The following is a 19,545-nucleotide window of genomic DNA, read 5'->3' on the forward strand; positions in this document are numbered from 1 at the left end:
CTCCTCTTTAATTATCACTTACAGCCAAACTGAATAATGTTGTCCCAGAACCTGATGGCTTAATTTGCGGATAGCGTTTAGATAAGTCTAATAATATTTCAACAGCCTCATCTAAATAAGCATCAGGAATTTTAAAATCTTTTGGTAAATCATCTAAGCTCTTAATTTTTGGTAAATTTTCTCGCATTAAACGCTCATTCATTCTTAATAATGTTTGATCATCAGTTTCTTTTTGTTCATTTTTACGAGTTATTTCATTTAATGAAACGATATATAACTGATCTTTTTTATTATTATAATCAGCAATATCTTGTTCTAAATAATTAAATTCTGGTGATTCTTTGATTCTCTCACGATGCGACTGAGTTAATGCAGGAATTACTGAATTGATATCAAAGAATTTTTGGTAATTGGTAACAGAAACACTATCCCAAGGTAACGCATTATCGAGATAACGTTCACCCGTTTCATCAACATACTGTAATGGACTCATTTCAATATCAGGAGTAACTCCTTTTAATTGAGTACTTCCGCCATTGATCCGATAGAACTTCTGAATGGTATATTGCACACCACCTAATTGTGGCCAATTTGGATGAATTTTTGCATCGATTGGATAAGCAATATTACGAGATGTCTGTACAGTTCCTTTACCATAAGTATTTTCACCGACTATAACCGCTCGGCCATAGTCTTGTAAGGCAGCAGAAAATATTTCAGAAGCCGATGCACTATAGCGGTTGACCATCACAACGATCGGTCCAGTATATTCAATAGTACTATCCCTATCATCATAGACAATAAGTTTTTGCATATTATCTTTGACCTGCACAACAGGGCCTTGTTCAATAAAGAGTCCAGTTAACGAAATCACCTCTGCTAAGGATCCTCCGCCATTATTACGTAGATCGATGATAATACCTTGTAAATCTTTTTGGTTAGCTTCAGCTAACAGTTGAGATACTTTTTCAGTCAATCCCATATAAAAACTTGGTATTTCGACAACACCAACATTACCACGCGCTGTTGATTTAATTGAAAGTTTAGCTTCCCGATCCTCAAAATGAATTTTATCGCGAGCCAATTCAATAATTTTAGACTTGCTATTATTACCTACTGGTAATACTTCTAGCTTAACTACGGTACCTTTTGGACCCCGAATTTTTTCAACAATATCATCTAGTCGCCAGCCAATAACATCTTCAATCGGCTTATCACCTTGACCAACACCAATAATACGATCGCCAATAACTAATTGTTTACTACGCTCTGCAGGGCCACCGGTAATAAAGGAAACAATGCGAGCATAGTCATCCTCCTGACTTAACGTTGCTCCAATTCCTTCAAACGATAAACTCATCTCCGAATCAAAGTCACGCTTAATACGCGGCGCTAAATAACTAGTATGTGGATCAATTTCTCTTGCAAAAGCATTCATATAAATTTGAAATGCATCTTCAGGCTGGGTCTGAACTAATGTTCTTAAAATTCGGTTATATCGTTTAGATAAAACTTCACGAATTTCATCCTCTTTTTTATCCGTTAAGGCAAGGCTAAGTTCATCATATTTAACTTTTTTACGCCAAAATTCGTTTAGCTCATCTTCAGTTTCAGGCCAAGCAATATCTTCTCGATTAAAGTCAATAGATTCATCAACAATAAAATCCATCGGCTCATTCAATAGCGCTAAAGCATACTGATAACGTTGAAAACGTTTTTTTGATAACAAATTATAAATATCAAAAGCGGTACTTACGTTACCATTTCTTAGTTGCTGTCCAAGCAAATCTTGCTTATCACGAAATAAATCAATATCTTTACGGGTAAAAATAGATTTATTGCTATCAAGCATTTTGATGTAGCGATCAAAAATTTTTGCTGAAAAAGCACCATCTAAATTAAAATCACGAAAATGAGATTGGGTAAAATAGTTGCTTACCCGGCGGGCAACAACATCATGTATAGGATCTGGATTTAACGTAGGCAATTGATCAATAGTATAGTTCTTAGCCTGTGCAAAATTCATAGACAGTAGGCAAACAATAAGAACAGTACTTAATAAAAAGTATCTACCAGACAAATAACGCATTATATTTTTCATTCCAACTCTCATTTTATAGAGCTATTATAGCAAAATACGCTCGACCGTAACGGTTAACTCCATCCCTGATGAAATCTTCACTTTAATATTGCCTTTCTCAATACTTGATATCGTTGCAGGTACAGGTTTGCTACCTAATACAATTTTGACAGCATCATTGACTTTAAGCTGTGCAATATCAACTTTTTGTTGAACGGGTTTACTAACTGTATTAGTCACTTTTTCAGGTGATTTTGATAACGAATTTTGGCGGGTCGTGTTTTGTTTCATTTTAGGTTTTGACGAAGGACGACGGACAGGTTTTTCCTTATTATTCTCAATAACCTTTCTATTAGCTTTCGCTTTTTCTTTACTCTCTTTAAGTTGAGCTTGGGCATGTTCAGCTTGCTCAGCAGTAATTACTTCACCAATATTACCATCTAAATCAACGCGATGAGCACCTTCTTTAATACAGTATAAATAACGCCAGCTAGCTGTGTATGAACGAAGTACCGCACGTAATTTAGTTTTACTAAATTGCTCTTCATTAGCTAGTCGTTCTGTAAGATCTTGAAAAATACCGACCTTAAGTGGTTTAGCCTCACCTTCTACACTAAAGCAGTTGGGGAATCGATTTGACAGGTAAACAATAATCTCTTTACTATTTTTTAATTCTGGTTGTGTATCCATTAATAATTCCATTACAACGAGTATCTTAAGTTATTAAAAATTACAAACTAAAGTATATCCTAGCTTAAGCCTTAAGCAAATAGATATTACTAAAGATAATTGACAAAATACAGTTATTAACTGTCAATAGAATTCTGTTCCTCTATAAAACGGACCAATTCTTTCACACCATTTCTCATTAACCAATCAATAATCATCTCTTGTTCATCATTTCTTAAACTTAAAAAAGCTGAAACCCAAAGGCGTAGTGGTTCAGCAGGTAATACAGGAGCTGATAATCCATCTGCGTCAATTAAATGTGCTTTGACAAAATCCGGTAAACTATCTACATGATATTCAACAGCTTTACCTTGAATACCGCTACGTTTTCGACTTTTCCAACCTTCAACACGAGCTTTGCGATTAATGCCTTGAATGGTTGATGGTAGCCCTTCTATCAGAGCTAACTCTTTGGATGAATACCACATCTTTACCATTTTTAAACCCACTTTAAGAAAATAAAGAAAATTTATTGAAAATTAAGAAATCGCGTTATAATGAACAAATACTGTATCCATTTTAATCACTTAACTTAATACACGCACTTACTGAGTTTAGTAATAAACACAGAAAGCATATCATAAGTCTGAAAATAAGGAAAAGAATAATGGGGAATTCATATAGCGACTGGCACTCAGCAGATATAATTGCAGCACTAAAAAAGCGAGGGTTAACACTTTCTGGACTATCACGTGAATCAGGATTAAGCTCTTCAACATTGAGCAATGCACTTGTTAGACCTTGGACAAAAGGCGAACAGATAATTGCTAACGCTCTTGGCCTTAGTCCAAAAGAGATTTGGCCTAGCCGTTACATCAATCAACTCAGTAATCAGCCGATTAAGAGAAATTTAAGAATAAAAAAGTCAGATTAAGAAAATAGCAATAGTTTCATTCGTGATGTTAGTCTCGGTTATAGAGCCAGTATTTATTTCACTAACTAACGCACAAAAAACTAAAAAAAATACATACAAATCTATTGTATTTAAGCGTAGTATATAAGCTATGTTAAACAATTTTAAAGGTATTTTGTATGATTCCATTGAATACAAATTTAGATGATCTCTCACAACAACTAAAAAAACATAGCGGATGGTTTGTTGCTATTGGCGCTATTTTAATAATATTAGGATTTTTAGCGCTATCTTACCAATTTGTTGCCACTGTATTTTCTGTCTACTTCATTGGTATCTTGCTTCTAGTCGCAGGTATTGCTCAAGCAGCTCATTCCTTTAAGCTTAAAGGTTATGGTCAAACAGCGTTATGGGCAGTGATGGGTGTGCTATATATTATTGCAGGTATTATTTCGTTTACTCAGCCTGTTGCAGTATCGGCTGCATTTACGTTAATAATATCTTTCCTACTCGTCGTAAGCGGTATTACTCAAATTATCAATGCAATGAATAACAAAGGTTTTCCTAAATGGGGCTGGTGGTTATTTTCTGGCATTATCACCTTAGTACTTGGATTGATGATTATGCTGGGATGGCCTGCAAATAGTTTATGGGTACTAGGAATGTTTCTTGGTATTGATTTAATTTTCCAAGGTTGGGCTTATGTTGCTGTTGGACTAGCAATCAAATCGACCAAAGATTAATTATCTAGATTCAATAAAAAAAGCCATCTAAATGATGGCTTTTTTTACTCTACTTATTACTTAAATATCTTATTCGTTTTAGCTTTGACTTCACGCATTGTTTGCAAAATACTATGGTAGTTGTTTAAACGCCATGAAGCAATATTCCCCGCTTTGACTGCTTTTTGCAATCCACAATTCAGATCGGTTAAATGGTTACAATCACGAAATTGACAATCAGCTAAATAATCATAGAATTCGGGAAAGCCTTGCATCACTTGTTGTGGTTCTAAATGCCAAAGTCCAAACTCGCGTATACCTGGTGAATCAATGATATCACCACCGCTAGGTAAATGATATAAACGCGTGGAGGTTGTCGTGTGTTGACCTAATCCAGATATTTCCGATATATCACCAACATTAACTTGCTCAGATAATTCAGGTAGCAGCTGGTGAATAATACTTGATTTACCTACACCTGACTGGCCAACTAAAATAGAAGTTTTCCCCTGTAACGTCTGCTTAAATTCATCTAAACCCTGTTCATTTTTACATGATATAAATAAGACAGCATAGCCTAATTGACGATAATAATCTAAAACAGTCTGTGTTTTTTGATATTGCTCTTTATTGAGTAAATCTATTTTATTAAGCACAATAATCGGAGCAATATCAGTTACGGCACAAGCAACCAAATAACGATCAATAATATTTAATGAAAGTTCAGGTAACACTGATGAGATAATCATGATTTGGTCAATATTTGCCGCGACGGGTTTTATGCCATCATAAAAATCTGGACGAACTAGCTCGGAATGGCGATTATAAACGGCCTCAATAACACTGTTAGCTTGTGGATCCTTATTTTCCCGCCAAACAACTTTGTCACCAGTGACTATCGATGCTAAGGTTCGACGAATATTACAACGAAAGATGTCTCCAGCAGAACTTTCCACATCAGCAACTTTACCAAAACGGCTTATAACAGTACCATCTTGCGGAGGTAAAAATGCCCCTTCATCATACTGTTCATTTGGACGTTGTAAACGCTCATTATGTTTTGCCTCAACTCGTCGTTGTTGAACTTTTGATAGTCGATTTTTTGCCACAAAGCCTTCTTATAATCACTTAAAATCTGCCATTGGTGACCGATTATACTCTAAATTATCTTATTATTCTTTGAATATTTGTGGAATTGTCAGCAACAACTCTCCTTTTTAACACAAGTATAAATAATAATTTGTAAATTATGATTAAACCGAGGACGTAAAGCATAAATTATAGTAAATTAGAACCAATACTAATTAATTTTACAACCGATTGTATGCGTAATGGTCAACCAGAATCAGTCAATTCACTTTTGAAAGTCACATCGTTACAGGCTATTCAAGAAAGAAGTATCAAACTTTCGACGTTGGATCATTTGCTAAAAAAACTATTACCTGAAACTTTATCACCGCAATGTAAAATTGTTAACTACCGTCAAGGAATTCTAATTATTGGTGTCTCCTCTGCAAGCTGGTTAACTCGCTTACGCTATGAACAAGAAAAATTACGAACCCAACTACGCCAACATGGTTTAAGTGGTTTATCATCTATTCAATTTAAGATTATTCCAGAACTAAATCAAAATAAAGCAATATTACACAGCGCACAAAATCCTTTATATAATCGAAAAATGACGCCCCAAAGTGCACAATATTTATTGGATTTAGCTGATACTTGTCCAACAAACTTAAAAAACAGCTTGATAAAACTTGCTAATCACGTTACAAAAATAGACAATAAATGACTTAAAGACGATTGTTAACTGGAAAATGCTAACATTGATTATAGCAAGGAGATTATATGGATTCTGAAATGGTAACGTATCTAATTATCGGTCTAGTTTTAGGAGTGATTATTGGTGTTATTTTAACTAACGTCCTTAGCCCTAAATCACGAAAATATAACCAAGTAAAACATGATCTAGAGGATGCTAAAAAAGAACTCGTAGCGCAAAAACAGATGATTGTTAAACATTTTTCTCATAGCGCCGAAATACTCGATAATATGGCTAAAGAGTTTCGCCGTCTTTATCAACACATGGTTGAAAACTCAAATAATTTAATATCTCAAGAAGATTTAGATGCTTTAAAGGTTGATCCATCAATCATAATAACGAATAAAGAGCATATAAATACTGAAAATAAAGATCAACCTAAAGACTATTCTGGTAATCCATCTGGATTATTAAAGAGCGAAGAGACCAAGCCTTAGTATTTTTTTCAACTTATTTTTCAGCTTATTTAGTATAATAATTGTTCACTAAATAAGTTGAAAAATATCAAAAAGTCCCCATATCATTGATACACTAAATTAATTTAGTTAAAAGTATATTGATCTAAATAAAAGTGAGAATGATTGAGATGGATAAAAAATTTAATTACCATAAAAAATGCCTAACTGTTCTAGCATTAACAATTGGTTTAAGCTTAGGAACACTAGCTCAAGCGAATATTCAATTACCTGCTTTCTTGAATTCGTCCGATAGTAAAACTCAAGAAGTACCTAGTCTTGCTCCGATGTTAGAACGCGTTCTTCCTTCCGTCGTTAGTATTAAAGTTGAAGGAACCGCTCAAGTACAAAATAATATCCCCGAAGAGTTTAGACGCTTTTTTGGTTATCCACAAAACGAGTCTCGAGAATTTAAAGGACAAGGCTCTGGAGTGATTATTGATGCAGATAAAGGTTATGTCGTAACAAATAACCATGTTATCGAGAATGCGAATAAAATTACGATTCAGCTCAATGATGGACGAGAGTTCAGTGCCAAACTAATTGGTAAAGATCCACAAACAGATATTGCTCTAGTTCAAATTGAGGAAGGAAAAAATCTAACTGCAATTAAACTCGCTGATTCAGATAAATTACGCGTTGGTGATTTTGCTGTAGCTATTGGTAATCCATTCGGCATTGGGCAAACCGTTACCTCAGGTATCATTTCAGCATTAGCTCGCAGTGGTCTTAATATGAATGGCTTTGAGAACTTTATCCAGACGGATGCCTCAATCAATCGCGGAAATTCGGGCGGAGCATTAGTTAACTTAAATGGTGAACTCATTGGAATTAATACCGCAATTATTGCGCCTGGTGGCGGCAATATCGGAATAGGTTTTGCGATCCCAAGTAATATGGTTGAAAGCCTTATCGGACAACTAACTGAGTTTGGTCAAGTTAAACGAGGCGTCTTAGGGATTAAAGGTAATGAACTCACCTCTGACATCGCGAAAGCATTTGATCTCAATGTACAAAAGGGTGCATTTGTTAGTGAGGTCATGGATGATTCGGCAGCCAAAGATGCAGGCATTAAAGCTGGTGATGTAATCATATCAATGAATGATAAGCCAATTGAAAGCTTTGCTGAATTAAGAGCAAAAATAGCAACAGCAGGAGCTGGTCGCGAAGTAAAATTAGGGCTGATTCGTGACGGTAAGTCGATGACAGCTACTGTAAAATTAAAAAATAGTGAAGAATCAACTACTGAAGCTAAAACACTGCATCCAAACCTTGAAGGAGCGACATTAATTAATGCGCAAACTGATGGCGTATTAGTTGATAAAGTATTACAAGGTTCACCTGCATATCAATTAGGTTTACAAGAAGGTGATTTGATTACGGGTATTAATAAACAGCCAGTCAATAATGTTGCGGATCTACGTAAAATAATTGATGGAAAACCGTCGGTTATTGCATTGAATATTACTCGAGGCAATAGTCATGTGTATTTAATTATTCGTTAATTATCTATTTCTCAAAGATAAGGAGCAGCTACTGCTCCTTTATTTTTATACTATAATTAATGATTACAGCAATTTTATAACGAAAAGAGTAATAAAATAATCTATACAATCAAATAGCTTTGGTTATTTCTATGTTATTATTTGCGAACACAATTAGTATATCAATATGATTGGATGACTTATGTTAAAAAAAATACTTTGGCCAGTTCTAATTGGCGCTGTTTTAGCGATTGTATTGTTAATTATTTTCCCATCACTACACAATGGCGATAAACTTTTACCGGAAAATATTTTTACTAATGAACCACTTAGTTATAATCAAGCCGTAAAAGCGTCTGCGCCGGCAGTAGTTAATATTTATAGCCGTACAATAAACTCAGATTCAGAAAATGAGAGCAGCGAAGTCACGCCACTAGGCTCTGGTGTTATCATGAGTGAAGAAGGTTATATTATTACCAATTTTCATGTTATTGAAAACGCAGATCAAATTCTTGTTGCGCTGCAAGATGGTCGGATCTTTGATCCCATGTTAGTGGGATCAGATAAACTTGTTGATATCGCAATACTAAAAATTGATGCGACCAATATTCCCGTTATTCCAATTAATTCAAATCGAATACCCAAAATTGGCGATGTCGTTCTCGCCATTGGTAATCCTTATAATATTGGTCAAACAATTACCCAGGGAATTATTAGCGCAACAGGTAGAGATGGTCTAAGCCCATTTAGGCGGCAGAATTTTATCCAAACTGACGCTTCAATTAATCATGGTAATTCAGGCGGTGCATTGGTTAATAGCAAAGGAGAGCTAGTTGGTATTAATACTTTAACGTTTGCCAAAAGTGATCCTGGGGATGTGCCAGAAGGTATTAGCTTTGCCATACCAACGGCCTTAGCGACTAAGATTATGAATAAATTGATTAAAGATGGTAAAATTATTCGCGGTTATATTGGTATTGATGGTCTAGAGTTTGCTCCGACACAAAACCCAAGTGATCATCCCGTAGTATTAGGTATTTTAGTCACAAATGCCGATGGTCCTGCCGCTAAAGCCGGTATACAGACCAATGATATTTTGATTTCTGTTGATGGCAAACCCGTCAAATCGATTATAGAAACAATGGATCAGATTGCAGAAATTAAACCTGGAGTAACGATCCCGATCATTGTATTAAGAAAAGGTGAACAGTTGACACTACAAGTACAAATTGAGCAGCTACCTGTTCAATAAAAGAACGCATAGCAACACTTGACGATAAGTGTTGGCGGGTATATAATTCGCCACCTTAATCGTGTTATAAAACATTTGTATGGTGTATAAATTTTGTTTTAATAAAGCCATTTATATAGCGATACAAACTAAAAGGGGCTAAAAATGAAAAAAGGGATTCATCCAGAATATAAAGAAATTACTGCAACTTGTTCTTGTGGTAATGTAATTAAAACTCACTCAACAGTTGGACATGATATCCATTTAGACGTATGTGGCGAATGCCATCCGTTCTATACTGGTAAACAACGTGATGTCGCAACCGGTGGTCGAGTTGATAAATTTAATCAACGTTTCTCTATCCCTGGTAGCAAAAAATAACCAAGCGATAAGATACGAAAAAAAGCGCTGTTTATACCAGCGCTTTTTTATTATCTTTAGAGTATTAATACTCTAAAGAGTCCGGATCAATACCCAACTGACGCATTAATTCCTTAGCCTGTTGTGGAATCCCATCACTCAAATCTTTACTTAAATCATCATCACTTGGTAATGGCTGCCCCGTAAAAGCATGCAAAAATGCTTCACACAATAATTCACTATTCGTTGCATGTCGAAGATTATTTACTTGCCGACGCGTTCGTTCATCAGTTAATATTTTTAATACTTTTAATGGAATTGAAACTGTAATTTTTTTGACTTGCTCACTTTTTTTTCCATGTTCAGCATAGGGACTAATATAGTCACCGTTCCATTCCATCATACTACAACCCCATTTAGCTACTGATAATTTCCACAATAAAATTGAGCTAATTTTATCGTTTTTTTTTATCTCTCGCAATCTATACATCAAGATATTTAGACATCTAGACATATTGACGTCTTAATTCTTTGTGCTATGCTTAAACTATGTGCTAAATAAAAGGTGAACTATTATGACAAAACAGATTTCATCCTCCACTAAAGTAAAATCACTATCAAAACGCACAATAGCAGTCCGTAGTGGACTTAATAGTGATGAACAACATGGTGCCGTTATCCCAAAGATATCCTTATCAACTTGTTATGGCTTTGCTGAATTTGCTAAACCAAGATCCTTTGACTATGGTCGAAAATCAACGCCAAACAGAGATTCCGTCGAGCAGACTATTGCAGCACTAGAAGGTGGTGTCGATGCTATTTTAACAAATACAGGTATGTCAGCCATTCACCTCTTATCCGTTGCGCTTCTTTCCCCAAATGATTTAGTTATCGCACCACATGACTGTTATGGCGGTAGCTATAGACTATTTAATAGCCTAAGTCAAAAAGGTTATTTTAAAACTCAATTCGTTGAACAATCTAATGAACAAGCCTTAAAACAGGCCCTGCAACAAAAGCCGAAACTCATTTTGATTGAGACACCAAGTAATCCACTGTTACGAGTAGTTGATATTCAAAAGATAGCAAAATTGGCGCATGAAGTTGGTGCGATTGTAGTTGTCGACAATACCTTTATGACGCCAATTTTGCAAAGCCCTTTCGAATTGGGTGCTGATGTAATTATTCATTCATGTACTAAGTTTCTCAATGGTCACTCTGACTTATTAGCCGGGGTACTCGTTTTTAAAGAACAATCACTTGCCGATGATGTTCTATGGTGGTCTAACAATATTGGCACGGCTAATTCATCATTTGATGCTTATTTATTGCAACGAGGATTACGTACCTTATCAGTACGAGTACTAACTCAACAAGAGAGTGCATTAAAAATTGTTAATTTTTTAAATAATCATCCTAAAATTGCGGCAGTACATCACCCATCATTACCATCAACGCCGGGACATGATATTGCTAAAAAACAGCAAAAAGGCTTTGGCTCGTTACTTAGTTTTGAGATTAAAGGTAGCGCAGATAAAACACCACTGTTTATTGAACAGCTAAAAATCTTTACGCTAGCGCAATCTTTGGGGGGAACAGAAAGCTTGATATCCCATCCAACTACCATGACTCATTCAGGTATTAGTGCAGAGGCTCGTAAAGCTGCAGGGATATCCGATCAGTTACTACGAATTTCAGTTGGATTAGAAGATGTGAATGATCTGATTGAAGATCTTGAACAAGCGCTTAATGCAATTTAGTCATTTAATCGAGCATAACGACAAAATAGAGGCGTAACGAACGTTACGCCTAATCTCGTGTTCGTTATAAAATTGCTGTACTGTATGATTATAGTATAAAAACTTCATCTAACGCTATCATACTATTTCTTTTTCTTCTGCTTTTTTCCTACTCGTTTTAAAATCATCTCAGTCAACGAGCGATGCCAATAATAGAGATCTTTAGCCGGTACAAAGATTAAAGCGGCAATAGGTTCAATCCAAGGTTGTGGTTCTTCAGGCTCAATATCATAACACTCATTGACTGCAAACAGCTGCTGCTTTAACGCTACATCCGGATCATCAGCATCATCTAACATTTTACAATTATCAAGCAACGATTGTGCAAATAGCTCTGGCCAATTATCTGATACATTTTTAGGCTTAACATAATCAGCAATATGACGCAGCATATCACGGAATAACAAGAGATATACCATCTGAACATTACGTCCAGATAAATTTTTTAATTGCTCATCATCAAGGGAATTATTGATAATAGCTGGCGCCCATTTAAATATAAAAGTATCTTTATAGAATTTAACCAATGGTTTAAGTTGACGATAATATTTTGTAACAATCTCATCCATTTCTTGGGATACTTGTATCGTTGGATAGCCTACATTATTCCGACCATACAGATCTCGGCCTTCCAAAGATACAGGTTGCTTTTTTTTCTTAGGTAATATTTTACTTAACAAATTGCCTAACATACGAAGCCCTCTACAATTATCAGCGATTATTTTGCTTTCTGTCTAACAACCTCAAAAAGGCAGATTCCGGTCGCAACAGATACATTTAAAGAAGAGACAAAACCTGACATTGGGATACTCACTAGCTCATCACAAAGCTCTTTGGTTAAGCGTCTCATTCCTTCACCTTCCGCTCCCATAATAATAGCAAGTTTACCAGTCAAATTACTTTGATATAAAGAATGATCCGCCTCACCCGCAGTCCCAACCAACCAAATATGATGTTCTTCTTTTAACATTCGTAACGTTCTAGCTAGATTAGTAACACGAATAAGCGGTACACTTTCCGCAGCTCCACAAGCCACTTTTTTAGCTGTTGCATTAAGTGGTGCAGATTTATCTTTAGGAACGATAATTAAATCCACACCAGCTGCATCTGCAGTACGAATACAGGCGCCTAAATTATGTGGATCAGTGACGCCATCTAAAATTAAAATTAGGGGATCAGATTTACTAAGTAATAAATCGGGTAAATCATTTTCATGATAGCTTCGCCCTTCTTTTATTCTTGCCATGATACCTTGATGCACGCCCTGTGAGGTCTGTTCATCTAACCATTTTTTATCCACCAATTTGATAACTAGACCTAATGATTCTATTTCATGTACCAGCGAATTAAGACGTTTGTCATCACGATTTTTTAATAGAAACACTTCTAAGACTCGTTCTGGTGAACGAGCTAATATACCTTGCATGGCATGCATGCCATATATGATTTCACTCATTTAGCTGACTTCTTCTTTTTCTTAATTGATGATTTAGCTGCTGTACGCTTTTCAGTACTTTTCTTAGCAGTTGTATTTTTACGCTTTTTCTTTTGCGTCTTATTTTGACGATCTGTTGACGTTGGTACTAACGCAGCTTTTTTCGTGCGCTCCTTAGCGGTCTTACCTTGTCTACGAGGTTTATTATTACTACCTATTAAACTAAAATCAATTTTTCTCTCTTCAGGATTAACCGATTCAACTTGGACTTTAACTTTATCACCGAGACGATAAACAAAGCCTGAGTTTTCACCAATTAAACGGCTACGTCCGGCATCAAAATTGTAGTAATCATTTTCAAGGGTTGAGACATGGACCAGACCGTCAATAAATAGCTCATCTAAGCGGACAAAGAAACCAAAGTTAGTAACACTGGAGATAACGCCATCATACACTTCCCCAACATGGTCTTGCATAAAATCGCATTTTAACCAATCAACAACATCACGTACCGCTTCATCAGCACGACGTTCATTCATTGAACAATGTTCACCGAAATAGAGCATTTCGCTCATTTCATAACGATGGCCACCTGTTTTACTCTCTTTATTATTCTGCTTAGCCAAGACCCATTTAATTGTCCGATGTAATAATAAATCAGGATAACGACGAATAGGTGAAGTAAAATGTGCATAAGATTCAAGGGCTAAACCAAAATGTCCCCGGTTTTCAGGATCATAAATAGCTTGTTTCATTGAACGCAGAATTAGGGTTTGGATCATGTCACGATCAGGACGATCAGCAACCGCGTCCATCAATTTCGCTACATCTTTTGACGTCGGTTTATCGCCACCGTCCAATACCAGACCTAATTCACTCAATACACTACGTAGATTATTTAATCTATCTTCATCAGGTTTATCATGCACACGATAAAGGGATGGGATAAGCAATCCTTCAACTAACTGAGCCGCAGATACATTAGCGAGGATCATACACTCTTCAATAATTTTATGCGCCTCATTACGCTGAGCGATCTCGACACGCTCAATTCTTTTATCTGCATTAAAAATAAATTTTGGTTCAGCGGATTCAAAGCCAATTGCCCCTCGTATATTCCGTGCTTTATCCATCACTTTATATAGAGCATACAGATTTTCTAAATCTTTTACTAACGGTTGATAGTGCTCACGTAACTCTTCGTCACCATCAAGAATTTTTTGGACTTTAGTATAAGTTAAGCGCGCATGAGAATTCATGACTGCTTCATAAAATTGATAAGAGGTCAGTCGTCCTTTAGCTGAAATGGTCATTTCACAGACCAAGCATAACCTATCGACTTGCGGATTAAGAGAACACAGTCCATTAGACAACACTTCTGGTAACATTGGGATAACCCGAGAAGGGAAATATACAGATGTACTTCGATTACATGCTTCTTTATCTAATGCCGTTTGTGGTCGAACATAATAACTTACGTCAGCAATAGCAACCCATAAACGATAACCACCACCTTTATTTTTAGTACAGTAAACAGCATCATCGAAGTCTCTTGCATCTTCACCATCAATGGTAACTAATGGTAGAGATGTTAAATCTTTGCGGCCTTTTTTGGCTTGCGCAGAAACAGTCTCAGATAATTTACTTACAGCTTTTTCGACATCAGCCGGAAATTCATAAGGGATTTCATGGTTACGAATCGCAATCTCGATTGCTAAATTAGTACCCATATTATCACCAAGTACTTCAGTAATTTTACCAACGGCTTTTTTACGGTATTCAGGTCGTTTAAGTAATTCAACAACAACAACCGCCCCCATACGTACAGTTTGGTGATCATACTTTTCGCTGATAAGAATATCAAAATTTAAGCGACTATCATCTGGCACCACAAAACCGATTCCCTCTTCTATAAAATAGCGTCCCACAATCTGGTTACTACGAGGTTCAAGGATTCGTACAATACGAGCTTCCGTTTTGCCTTTATATTGGCTACCAATCGGTTGTGCTAAAACAATATCACCTTGTAGCGCTTTTTTCATCTGTTCAGGAGATAGATAATAATCTTCGGTTTGCCCCTCTACTCTTAAGAATCCAAATCCATCACGATGTGCGATGACTTTACCTTTAACCATTAGTAACTTATCAGGTAGTGCATAACATTTACGACGGGTAAAAATAACCTGCCCATCACGTTCCATCGCTCTTAAACGACGGTGTAATGCCTCTTTTTGCTCTTCGGTTTTGAGTTCCATCGCTTGTGCAATATTATCTAAATTTGCCGGCTTCGCGATCTTTTCTAGATAGCTAATAATGAGTTCACGACTAGCAATAGGTGATTGATATTTTTCAGCTTCGCGATCATAAAAAGGGTCTTTAACCATAATCTGTTATCCTTTTGATTAGATGAGAATAAGCATAACATAATTTGAGTTAAGCGTTATAAATTATAGTCGTGAATTTAGTAAAATTAGTTATGAAATAATAAAGAAAAACCACCCAAATGGGTGGTTTTATAAAAATTCAGTTTAAAAAAACTATTTTTCAGCAATTGTCACTTGAAGCTGGAAGCCTTGACCGCCTGCATAGTAATTCGTTGAGGCATTTTTTGCAGCTAAAGTTAGTTCGTCTAGACTATTGACACCAATTGTATATGTAGCACTGGTAATTGAGTTAGCAACCGGGTCTTGTGCAGTAGCAGCACTTGCAGCTGGAGTATTCTTACCTGCATAGCTCCATGCACCATCATAATTAGCCGTTACATCTTTATTAGCATTACCTGTATCAATTACAACATATTTAAACGTATCACCAATTTTTGGATTATCAGTTGCATTTACATCAGATGTTGTAGATGAACCATAAATTAAGTTATTCGTAGTATGTACAATTTGTACTTTTAAGTTGTTAATATTTGGCTGAATACAGGTATCAGGATTGGTTTCACAAGTCTCTGGCGTAGAACCTTCCCCTGTTCCACCACCGCTACCACCACTAGTAGTAGCAAATAAATTCCCTTCAATTGTTGTTCCCTTCCATGGATCACCGTATTGAGACATTGGAGTCAATGAAATAGCTAAAGTACGTCCAGAAGCTTCTGCTGGAATCACATAGGTATACTGACCAGCTGTACCCAATTTAACATTAGAATAATCCGTATTTGCTGGAATAGTAATTTTTGCATTTCCTGATGCTTCTGGCACATAGACAACAAAAGGATTCGCATTTTGTGGATCGCCGGATGCAGGCTTAGTCCAATCTGGATATGACTCATCACCATCAGTATCGGCATATTTAAAGCTAATCACAACGCGGTCACCTGCACGAACTCTTTTATCTGTTGCCTCGGTATAGGTCGAAATATCTTTCCATGTCCCACTATCATTACGTTGAACAATATAAGATACCTTACCTGCTGTTGGCGTCGATGCAGTAGATGAAATAGTTGGTGCATTCCCTTTGATAGTCGTTGTTGTTGCAGATGGTAACGCGAATGCGCTACTAGCAGCACATCCAGCTAATAACATACCTAATGCTATTTTTTTTATGATCACATTTCTCATAATTATCATTCCTTGTTTTATCAATTTATCAACATAGTTAGTATCTTTAAGGTACTAAATGTTGTTTTCACTTTCTTATTACCAATATCGTTTTCTAGTACACAATACAGCTTATTAGTATGTTACTAATTTACATCAATTCTTAATTTAAATCCTTGGTCACCGGCACATGCATAGTTCTTCGTGCCACCCAGCGTAATACTGGAAACCGTATCATTATTTAGACTAGTAGCCTTACCACCCGAAGTTGCACCAGTCACTAATGCAGCATAACCCGGATCAGGCAATACTAATCCTCTAATTCTGTAGCTTGGTGTTTGAGATATATTGAAGAGTTTACTTGCCGCAATAATACCTGTTGGATCATCGCCATTTGGATTGCTATCTCCTGGTAAAATGGTATTGGCGGCAAAACATGCTGCTTTATTATCACCAACCAATGACCATACAATACTAGAAGATGATGTAATATCATTATTTGCACTGTCTTCGACTTTTACAGTATACGTTTCACCGACGATAAGTGGTCCATTCATCGTAATCACTTTACTATTATTGGCGACCCCAACAACGGTACTACCATTTGAAATCGTAATTTTTGAAGGTGTACCACCATTAAAATAGATAGTTGTTGGCGATGGCCCCGATCCGTAAGTCGGTGATGAGGCTGCATAACTCGATAATTTTAAGCTAATATCAACACTACTAAGTGAAACACTTGTTGCAACTTCTATTTGATAATCATCAGAAATCGTTCCGCCACCAACAACTTTAGTAATACTTTTAACTAATAAACATTTTGGTGTCGCGACAGGACATTGATGTGTTGTATTATCAGCAACAAAAGTCACCTTATTACCACCACTTGTTGCGGTATAAAGTTTATTTATATTAGAGATCTCTTGCGCTGTTGGTGAAGTTGACCTAAATGTTGTACCAGTAGACCAAGGTCCGCCAGTGACGCCCGAAATTGTATATTCAAGTAACGAGAAGAGATCTGTAAATCCGGTAACACTACCGGTAGAGATACCTGGCGTAACCGCAAACGTATTTGAAACTAAATTTGCTTGCAATACAATCGAGTTTATTCCATTAGCAACAGCAGGATCTGTAGAGGAGCCTAACGCACTATAACCACCAGCAGGAATTGGACTAACATTATTTAATAAGACTTGACGATTTGATGAAGGCTTAACTGATAATCAAGAGGTATTTGATTTTGCTACTCGACCGTTACCATCAGTTAACGTTACATCAAAAGTATATCGACCAGATTGCGCTGTCGTCCCTGCCAGTGGATTACGCTCACCAGTCAGAGAATTAAGATAATCGGGAACTAATACTGACCAATTTGCAATATCATTACTAGCAATACCAACGGATCCATTCCAAAGATTACTGGTAGAACAATGAGTTCCTGCAACTTGGCTACCGCGGTTATAACATAAGTCACCATTATTTGTACTTAAGGTAGCTAAATCCATTGCATAATTAGCACCCCAAGATAATGGTAATAACGTCCCCTTTGCATTATGGACACTAATCCCAAGAGGCAGGATGGTACCCTCTTCCCATTCACCTAATGAGGCTAAATCGACACTAAATTTCTTCTCTTTATATTCAAGAACGATATAGTTATTACGATCAACCAAATCATAACGGCTCCCCCTTAAAGAACGAGCAGCATCAACCATATTAGGATTTAGTTGATCTTTCAGAGGCACACCTAAGCGGTAATTCATGGTCAACTCAACTTTCGCCATTTTATTAGCGCTTTCTCCCTGTTTGTGCTCACCTTTAATTGTAAATAATGGCACAGGAGTATAGTCAACACCGACTGTCACTGCATAAGGATCTTTCTGTAAATTATCTTTACCGAATAATGCAACCTTATCACCAAAATACTGTTCAAACATTAATGAACCGCCTAAATGGGGGTAAGAAGGCAAATAACCTTGAAAACGGAAATCATAACCTCTAGCTGCTCTTTCTAAGTAATCATCAAAGTCTTTAGAATCTTTCCAGTCAGATAGTGGCGTATAATAGTTAGCAGCAAATTTTATATAATCAGCCCAAGCTTCAAGGCCTAGACCTAAACGATTGTGATTACGACCAAAATCATGGTCAAAAAATAGGTTATAACCCACTAACCATTTTTTATCAGCAAAATCCCAACGTTGACCAATACCAAAGTTACCAATACGCCGATCTTTTTCATACTCTTGATAAGTTAATTGAGAGAAGATAACGGTACTATCTGAATCATACCAAGGACTGAATAACTTAACATTTACATTATTTAGCTTAGCTTGATCACTCACATCAAACTGTAATTGTGCCGTCCCAAAACGACCTAAAAAGTCTTGTGCCGCACTACGAATAGGATCAATAAGCTGACTATTGACTTGACTACGTACATAATTTTCAGCATAACCTTGGGTTTGGCTATTTAAATCATCTTTTAGCTTTGTTGAAGACATGTTACTCCAGTCTTGTTGACCTAATGTCTGTAAGACCGTAGCAATTTGACTCTCCATCGTATCACCACTAGAGACCACACTATCTCCAGCTTTATCCGACGAACCGAGACTTGGTAGATTATGATACTTATCTTCTTTTTTATTATTTTTATTTTCTGCTGGTAATAATTTAGAATCAGTAGGCAACACAATACTATCACCAACTTTAACAATATCAGTATTGATGAAGCTGCCTTTATTTAAATCACGTAATTCAGTCACTGAAATATTACTTAATAATGCGATTTGATAAAGTGAACGTTGTTGATTATTGATGAAAATTCGAACATCCTGGGACTTTTTATTCTCAGAACCTTTATTGTCTGGCGCTTTAGCCTGAACAACTTGAGCAATGGCAATATTATAATTAAATATCCCCAAGAGTAACGTCGCTATCATTGTTAAATTAAGACTATTTTTCATCTTAATCATTCCTTATAGTTTCTGATTGCTGTTCTTTTATGCAGCTTATGATTATTTTTATTTTAAAATT

Annotated in this window: 19 protein-coding genes; 8 read left to right on the forward strand and 11 right to left on the reverse strand. The window is 36.2% G+C overall.

Features of this window, described 5'->3' with window-relative positions; genetic code table 11:
- Positions 1-7: 7 nt before the first annotated feature.
- The 3 genes from prc to RHO11_07715 all read right to left on the reverse strand — a co-directional run bounded on the left by prc (position 8) and on the right by RHO11_07715 (position 3,246).
- Positions 8-2,101, reverse strand: coding sequence for a carboxy terminal-processing peptidase (gene prc / locus RHO11_07705; GenBank protein WVD60386.1), 2,094 nt, complete (start codon positions 2,099-2,101; stop codon positions 8-10).
- A 24-nt stretch (positions 2,102-2,125) separates the two neighbouring features.
- Complete coding sequence (gene proQ / locus RHO11_07710) at positions 2,126-2,770, reverse strand: RNA chaperone ProQ (protein ID WVD60387.1); 645 nt, start codon at positions 2,768-2,770, stop codon at positions 2,126-2,128.
- Positions 2,771-2,886: 116 nt separating this feature from the next.
- Positions 2,887-3,246, reverse strand: coding sequence for a DNA-binding protein (locus RHO11_07715; GenBank protein WVD60388.1), 360 nt, complete (start codon positions 3,244-3,246; stop codon positions 2,887-2,889).
- A 170-nt stretch (positions 3,247-3,416) separates the two neighbouring features.
- Between RHO11_07715 and RHO11_07720 the strand changes: the two genes are divergently transcribed.
- Positions 3,417-3,683: a helix-turn-helix transcriptional regulator gene (locus RHO11_07720; GenBank protein ID WVD60389.1), complete on the forward strand. Its 267-nt coding sequence runs from the start codon at positions 3,417-3,419 to the stop codon at positions 3,681-3,683.
- A gap of 158 nt (positions 3,684-3,841) precedes the next feature.
- Positions 3,842-4,405, forward strand: a complete 564-nt coding sequence (locus RHO11_07725; protein ID WVD60390.1) for an HdeD family acid-resistance protein — start codon at positions 3,842-3,844, stop codon at positions 4,403-4,405.
- A 56-nt stretch (positions 4,406-4,461) separates the two neighbouring features.
- Here the strand turns inward: RHO11_07725 and rsgA are convergent, their stop codons facing one another.
- Positions 4,462-5,493: a small ribosomal subunit biogenesis GTPase RsgA gene (gene rsgA / locus RHO11_07730; GenBank protein ID WVD60391.1), complete on the reverse strand. Its 1,032-nt coding sequence runs from the start codon at positions 5,491-5,493 to the stop codon at positions 4,462-4,464.
- Between the two features lie 215 nt (positions 5,494-5,708).
- Here rsgA and RHO11_07735 point away from each other — a divergent pair, with 215 nt between their 5' ends.
- The 5 genes from RHO11_07735 (at position 5,709) to rpmE (ending at position 9,757) form a co-directional block, all read left to right on the forward strand.
- Positions 5,709-6,176 (forward strand): DciA family protein, encoded by a 468-nt coding sequence (locus RHO11_07735; protein ID WVD60392.1) that lies wholly within the window; start codon positions 5,709-5,711, stop codon positions 6,174-6,176.
- A 56-nt stretch (positions 6,177-6,232) separates the two neighbouring features.
- Positions 6,233-6,643, forward strand: a complete 411-nt coding sequence (locus RHO11_07740) for a DUF1043 family protein (GenBank protein ID WVD60393.1) — start codon at positions 6,233-6,235, stop codon at positions 6,641-6,643.
- A gap of 149 nt (positions 6,644-6,792) precedes the next feature.
- The gene (locus RHO11_07745; protein WVD60394.1) at positions 6,793-8,166 is read left to right on the forward strand and encodes a Do family serine endopeptidase; all 1,374 of its coding nucleotides are present in this window, start codon (positions 6,793-6,795) and stop codon (positions 8,164-8,166) included.
- Positions 8,167-8,347: 181 nt separating this feature from the next.
- Positions 8,348-9,397: an outer membrane-stress sensor serine endopeptidase DegS gene (gene degS / locus RHO11_07750; protein ID WVD60395.1), complete on the forward strand. Its 1,050-nt coding sequence runs from the start codon at positions 8,348-8,350 to the stop codon at positions 9,395-9,397.
- A 144-nt stretch (positions 9,398-9,541) separates the two neighbouring features.
- Positions 9,542-9,757 (forward strand): 50S ribosomal protein L31, encoded by a 216-nt coding sequence (gene rpmE, locus RHO11_07755; protein WVD60396.1) that lies wholly within the window; start codon positions 9,542-9,544, stop codon positions 9,755-9,757.
- A gap of 64 nt (positions 9,758-9,821) precedes the next feature.
- Here the strand turns inward: rpmE and metJ are convergent, their stop codons facing one another.
- Positions 9,822-10,139, reverse strand: a complete 318-nt coding sequence (gene metJ, locus RHO11_07760; GenBank protein ID WVD60397.1) for a met regulon transcriptional regulator MetJ — start codon at positions 10,137-10,139, stop codon at positions 9,822-9,824.
- A 172-nt stretch (positions 10,140-10,311) separates the two neighbouring features.
- Between metJ and metB the strand changes: the two genes are divergently transcribed.
- Entirely contained in the window at positions 10,312-11,496 is a 1,185-nt protein-coding gene (metB, locus tag RHO11_07765) for a cystathionine gamma-synthase (protein ID WVD60398.1), read from the forward strand.
- Positions 11,497-11,618: 122 nt separating this feature from the next.
- On the opposite strand, the gene RHO11_07770 is transcribed toward metB, so the two are convergent.
- From RHO11_07770 to RHO11_07795, 6 genes are all read right to left on the reverse strand, one after another.
- On the reverse strand, positions 11,619-12,227 hold the full coding sequence (locus RHO11_07770; GenBank protein WVD60399.1) for a hypothetical protein: 609 nt from the start codon (positions 12,225-12,227) through the stop codon (positions 11,619-11,621).
- Between the two features lie 26 nt (positions 12,228-12,253).
- Positions 12,254-12,991: a 23S rRNA (guanosine(2251)-2'-O)-methyltransferase RlmB gene (gene rlmB, locus RHO11_07775; protein WVD60400.1), complete on the reverse strand. Its 738-nt coding sequence runs from the start codon at positions 12,989-12,991 to the stop codon at positions 12,254-12,256.
- Positions 12,988-15,354 carry a ribonuclease R gene (gene rnr, locus RHO11_07780; GenBank protein WVD60401.1) on the reverse strand — a complete coding sequence of 789 codons (2,367 nt, stop codon included), beginning with the start codon at positions 15,352-15,354 and terminating at the stop codon, positions 12,988-12,990. The genes rlmB and rnr overlap by 4 nt, the downstream gene beginning before the upstream one ends.
- Before the next feature lie 153 nt (positions 15,355-15,507).
- On the reverse strand, positions 15,508-16,533 hold the full coding sequence (locus RHO11_07785) for a hypothetical protein (GenBank protein WVD60402.1): 1,026 nt from the start codon (positions 16,531-16,533) through the stop codon (positions 15,508-15,510).
- Positions 16,534-16,658: 125 nt separating this feature from the next.
- Positions 16,659-17,606, reverse strand: coding sequence for a hypothetical protein (locus RHO11_07790; GenBank protein ID WVD60403.1), 948 nt, complete (start codon positions 17,604-17,606; stop codon positions 16,659-16,661).
- Positions 17,607-17,735: 129 nt separating this feature from the next.
- The gene (locus tag RHO11_07795; protein WVD60404.1) at positions 17,736-19,475 is read right to left on the reverse strand and encodes an inverse autotransporter beta domain-containing protein; all 1,740 of its coding nucleotides are present in this window, start codon (positions 19,473-19,475) and stop codon (positions 17,736-17,738) included.
- Positions 19,476-19,545 lie beyond the last annotated feature (70 nt).

The organism is Orbaceae bacterium BiB (genome assembly GCA_036251205.1).
GTDB classification, from domain to species: Bacteria; Pseudomonadota; Gammaproteobacteria; order Enterobacterales; family Orbaceae; genus Orbus; species Orbus mooreae.

Bases quoted from the DNA above. Each gene is read 5' to 3' on its own strand.
- prc (WVD60386.1), bottom strand. From the start codon at position 2,101: ATGAAAAATATAATGCGTTATTTGTCTGGTAGATACTTTTTATTAAGT.
- proQ (WVD60387.1), bottom strand. From the start codon at position 2,770: ATGGATACACAACCAGAATTAAAAAATAGTAAAGAGATTATTGTTTAC.
- RHO11_07715 (WVD60388.1), bottom strand. From the start codon at position 3,246: ATGGTAAAGATGTGGTATTCATCCAAAGAGTTAGCTCTGATAGAAGGG.
- RHO11_07720 (WVD60389.1), top strand. From the start codon at position 3,417: ATGGGGAATTCATATAGCGACTGGCACTCAGCAGATATAATTGCAGCA.
- RHO11_07725 (WVD60390.1), top strand. From the start codon at position 3,842: ATGATTCCATTGAATACAAATTTAGATGATCTCTCACAACAACTAAAA.
- RHO11_07735 (WVD60392.1), top strand. From the start codon at position 5,709: ATGCGTAATGGTCAACCAGAATCAGTCAATTCACTTTTGAAAGTCACA.
- RHO11_07740 (WVD60393.1), top strand. From the start codon at position 6,233: ATGGATTCTGAAATGGTAACGTATCTAATTATCGGTCTAGTTTTAGGA.
- RHO11_07745 (WVD60394.1), top strand. From the start codon at position 6,793: ATGGATAAAAAATTTAATTACCATAAAAAATGCCTAACTGTTCTAGCA.
- degS (WVD60395.1), top strand. From the start codon at position 8,348: ATGTTAAAAAAAATACTTTGGCCAGTTCTAATTGGCGCTGTTTTAGCG.
- rpmE (WVD60396.1), top strand. From the start codon at position 9,542: ATGAAAAAAGGGATTCATCCAGAATATAAAGAAATTACTGCAACTTGT.
- metJ (WVD60397.1), bottom strand. From the start codon at position 10,139: ATGATGGAATGGAACGGTGACTATATTAGTCCCTATGCTGAACATGGA.
- metB (WVD60398.1), top strand. From the start codon at position 10,312: ATGACAAAACAGATTTCATCCTCCACTAAAGTAAAATCACTATCAAAA.
- RHO11_07770 (WVD60399.1), bottom strand. From the start codon at position 12,227: ATGTTAGGCAATTTGTTAAGTAAAATATTACCTAAGAAAAAAAAGCAA.
- rlmB (WVD60400.1), bottom strand. From the start codon at position 12,991: ATGAGTGAAATCATATATGGCATGCATGCCATGCAAGGTATATTAGCT.
- rnr (WVD60401.1), bottom strand. From the start codon at position 15,354: ATGGTTAAAGACCCTTTTTATGATCGCGAAGCTGAAAAATATCAATCA.
- RHO11_07785 (WVD60402.1), bottom strand. From the start codon at position 16,533: ATGAGAAATGTGATCATAAAAAAAATAGCATTAGGTATGTTATTAGCT.
- RHO11_07795 (WVD60404.1), bottom strand. From the start codon at position 19,475: ATGAAAAATAGTCTTAATTTAACAATGATAGCGACGTTACTCTTGGGG.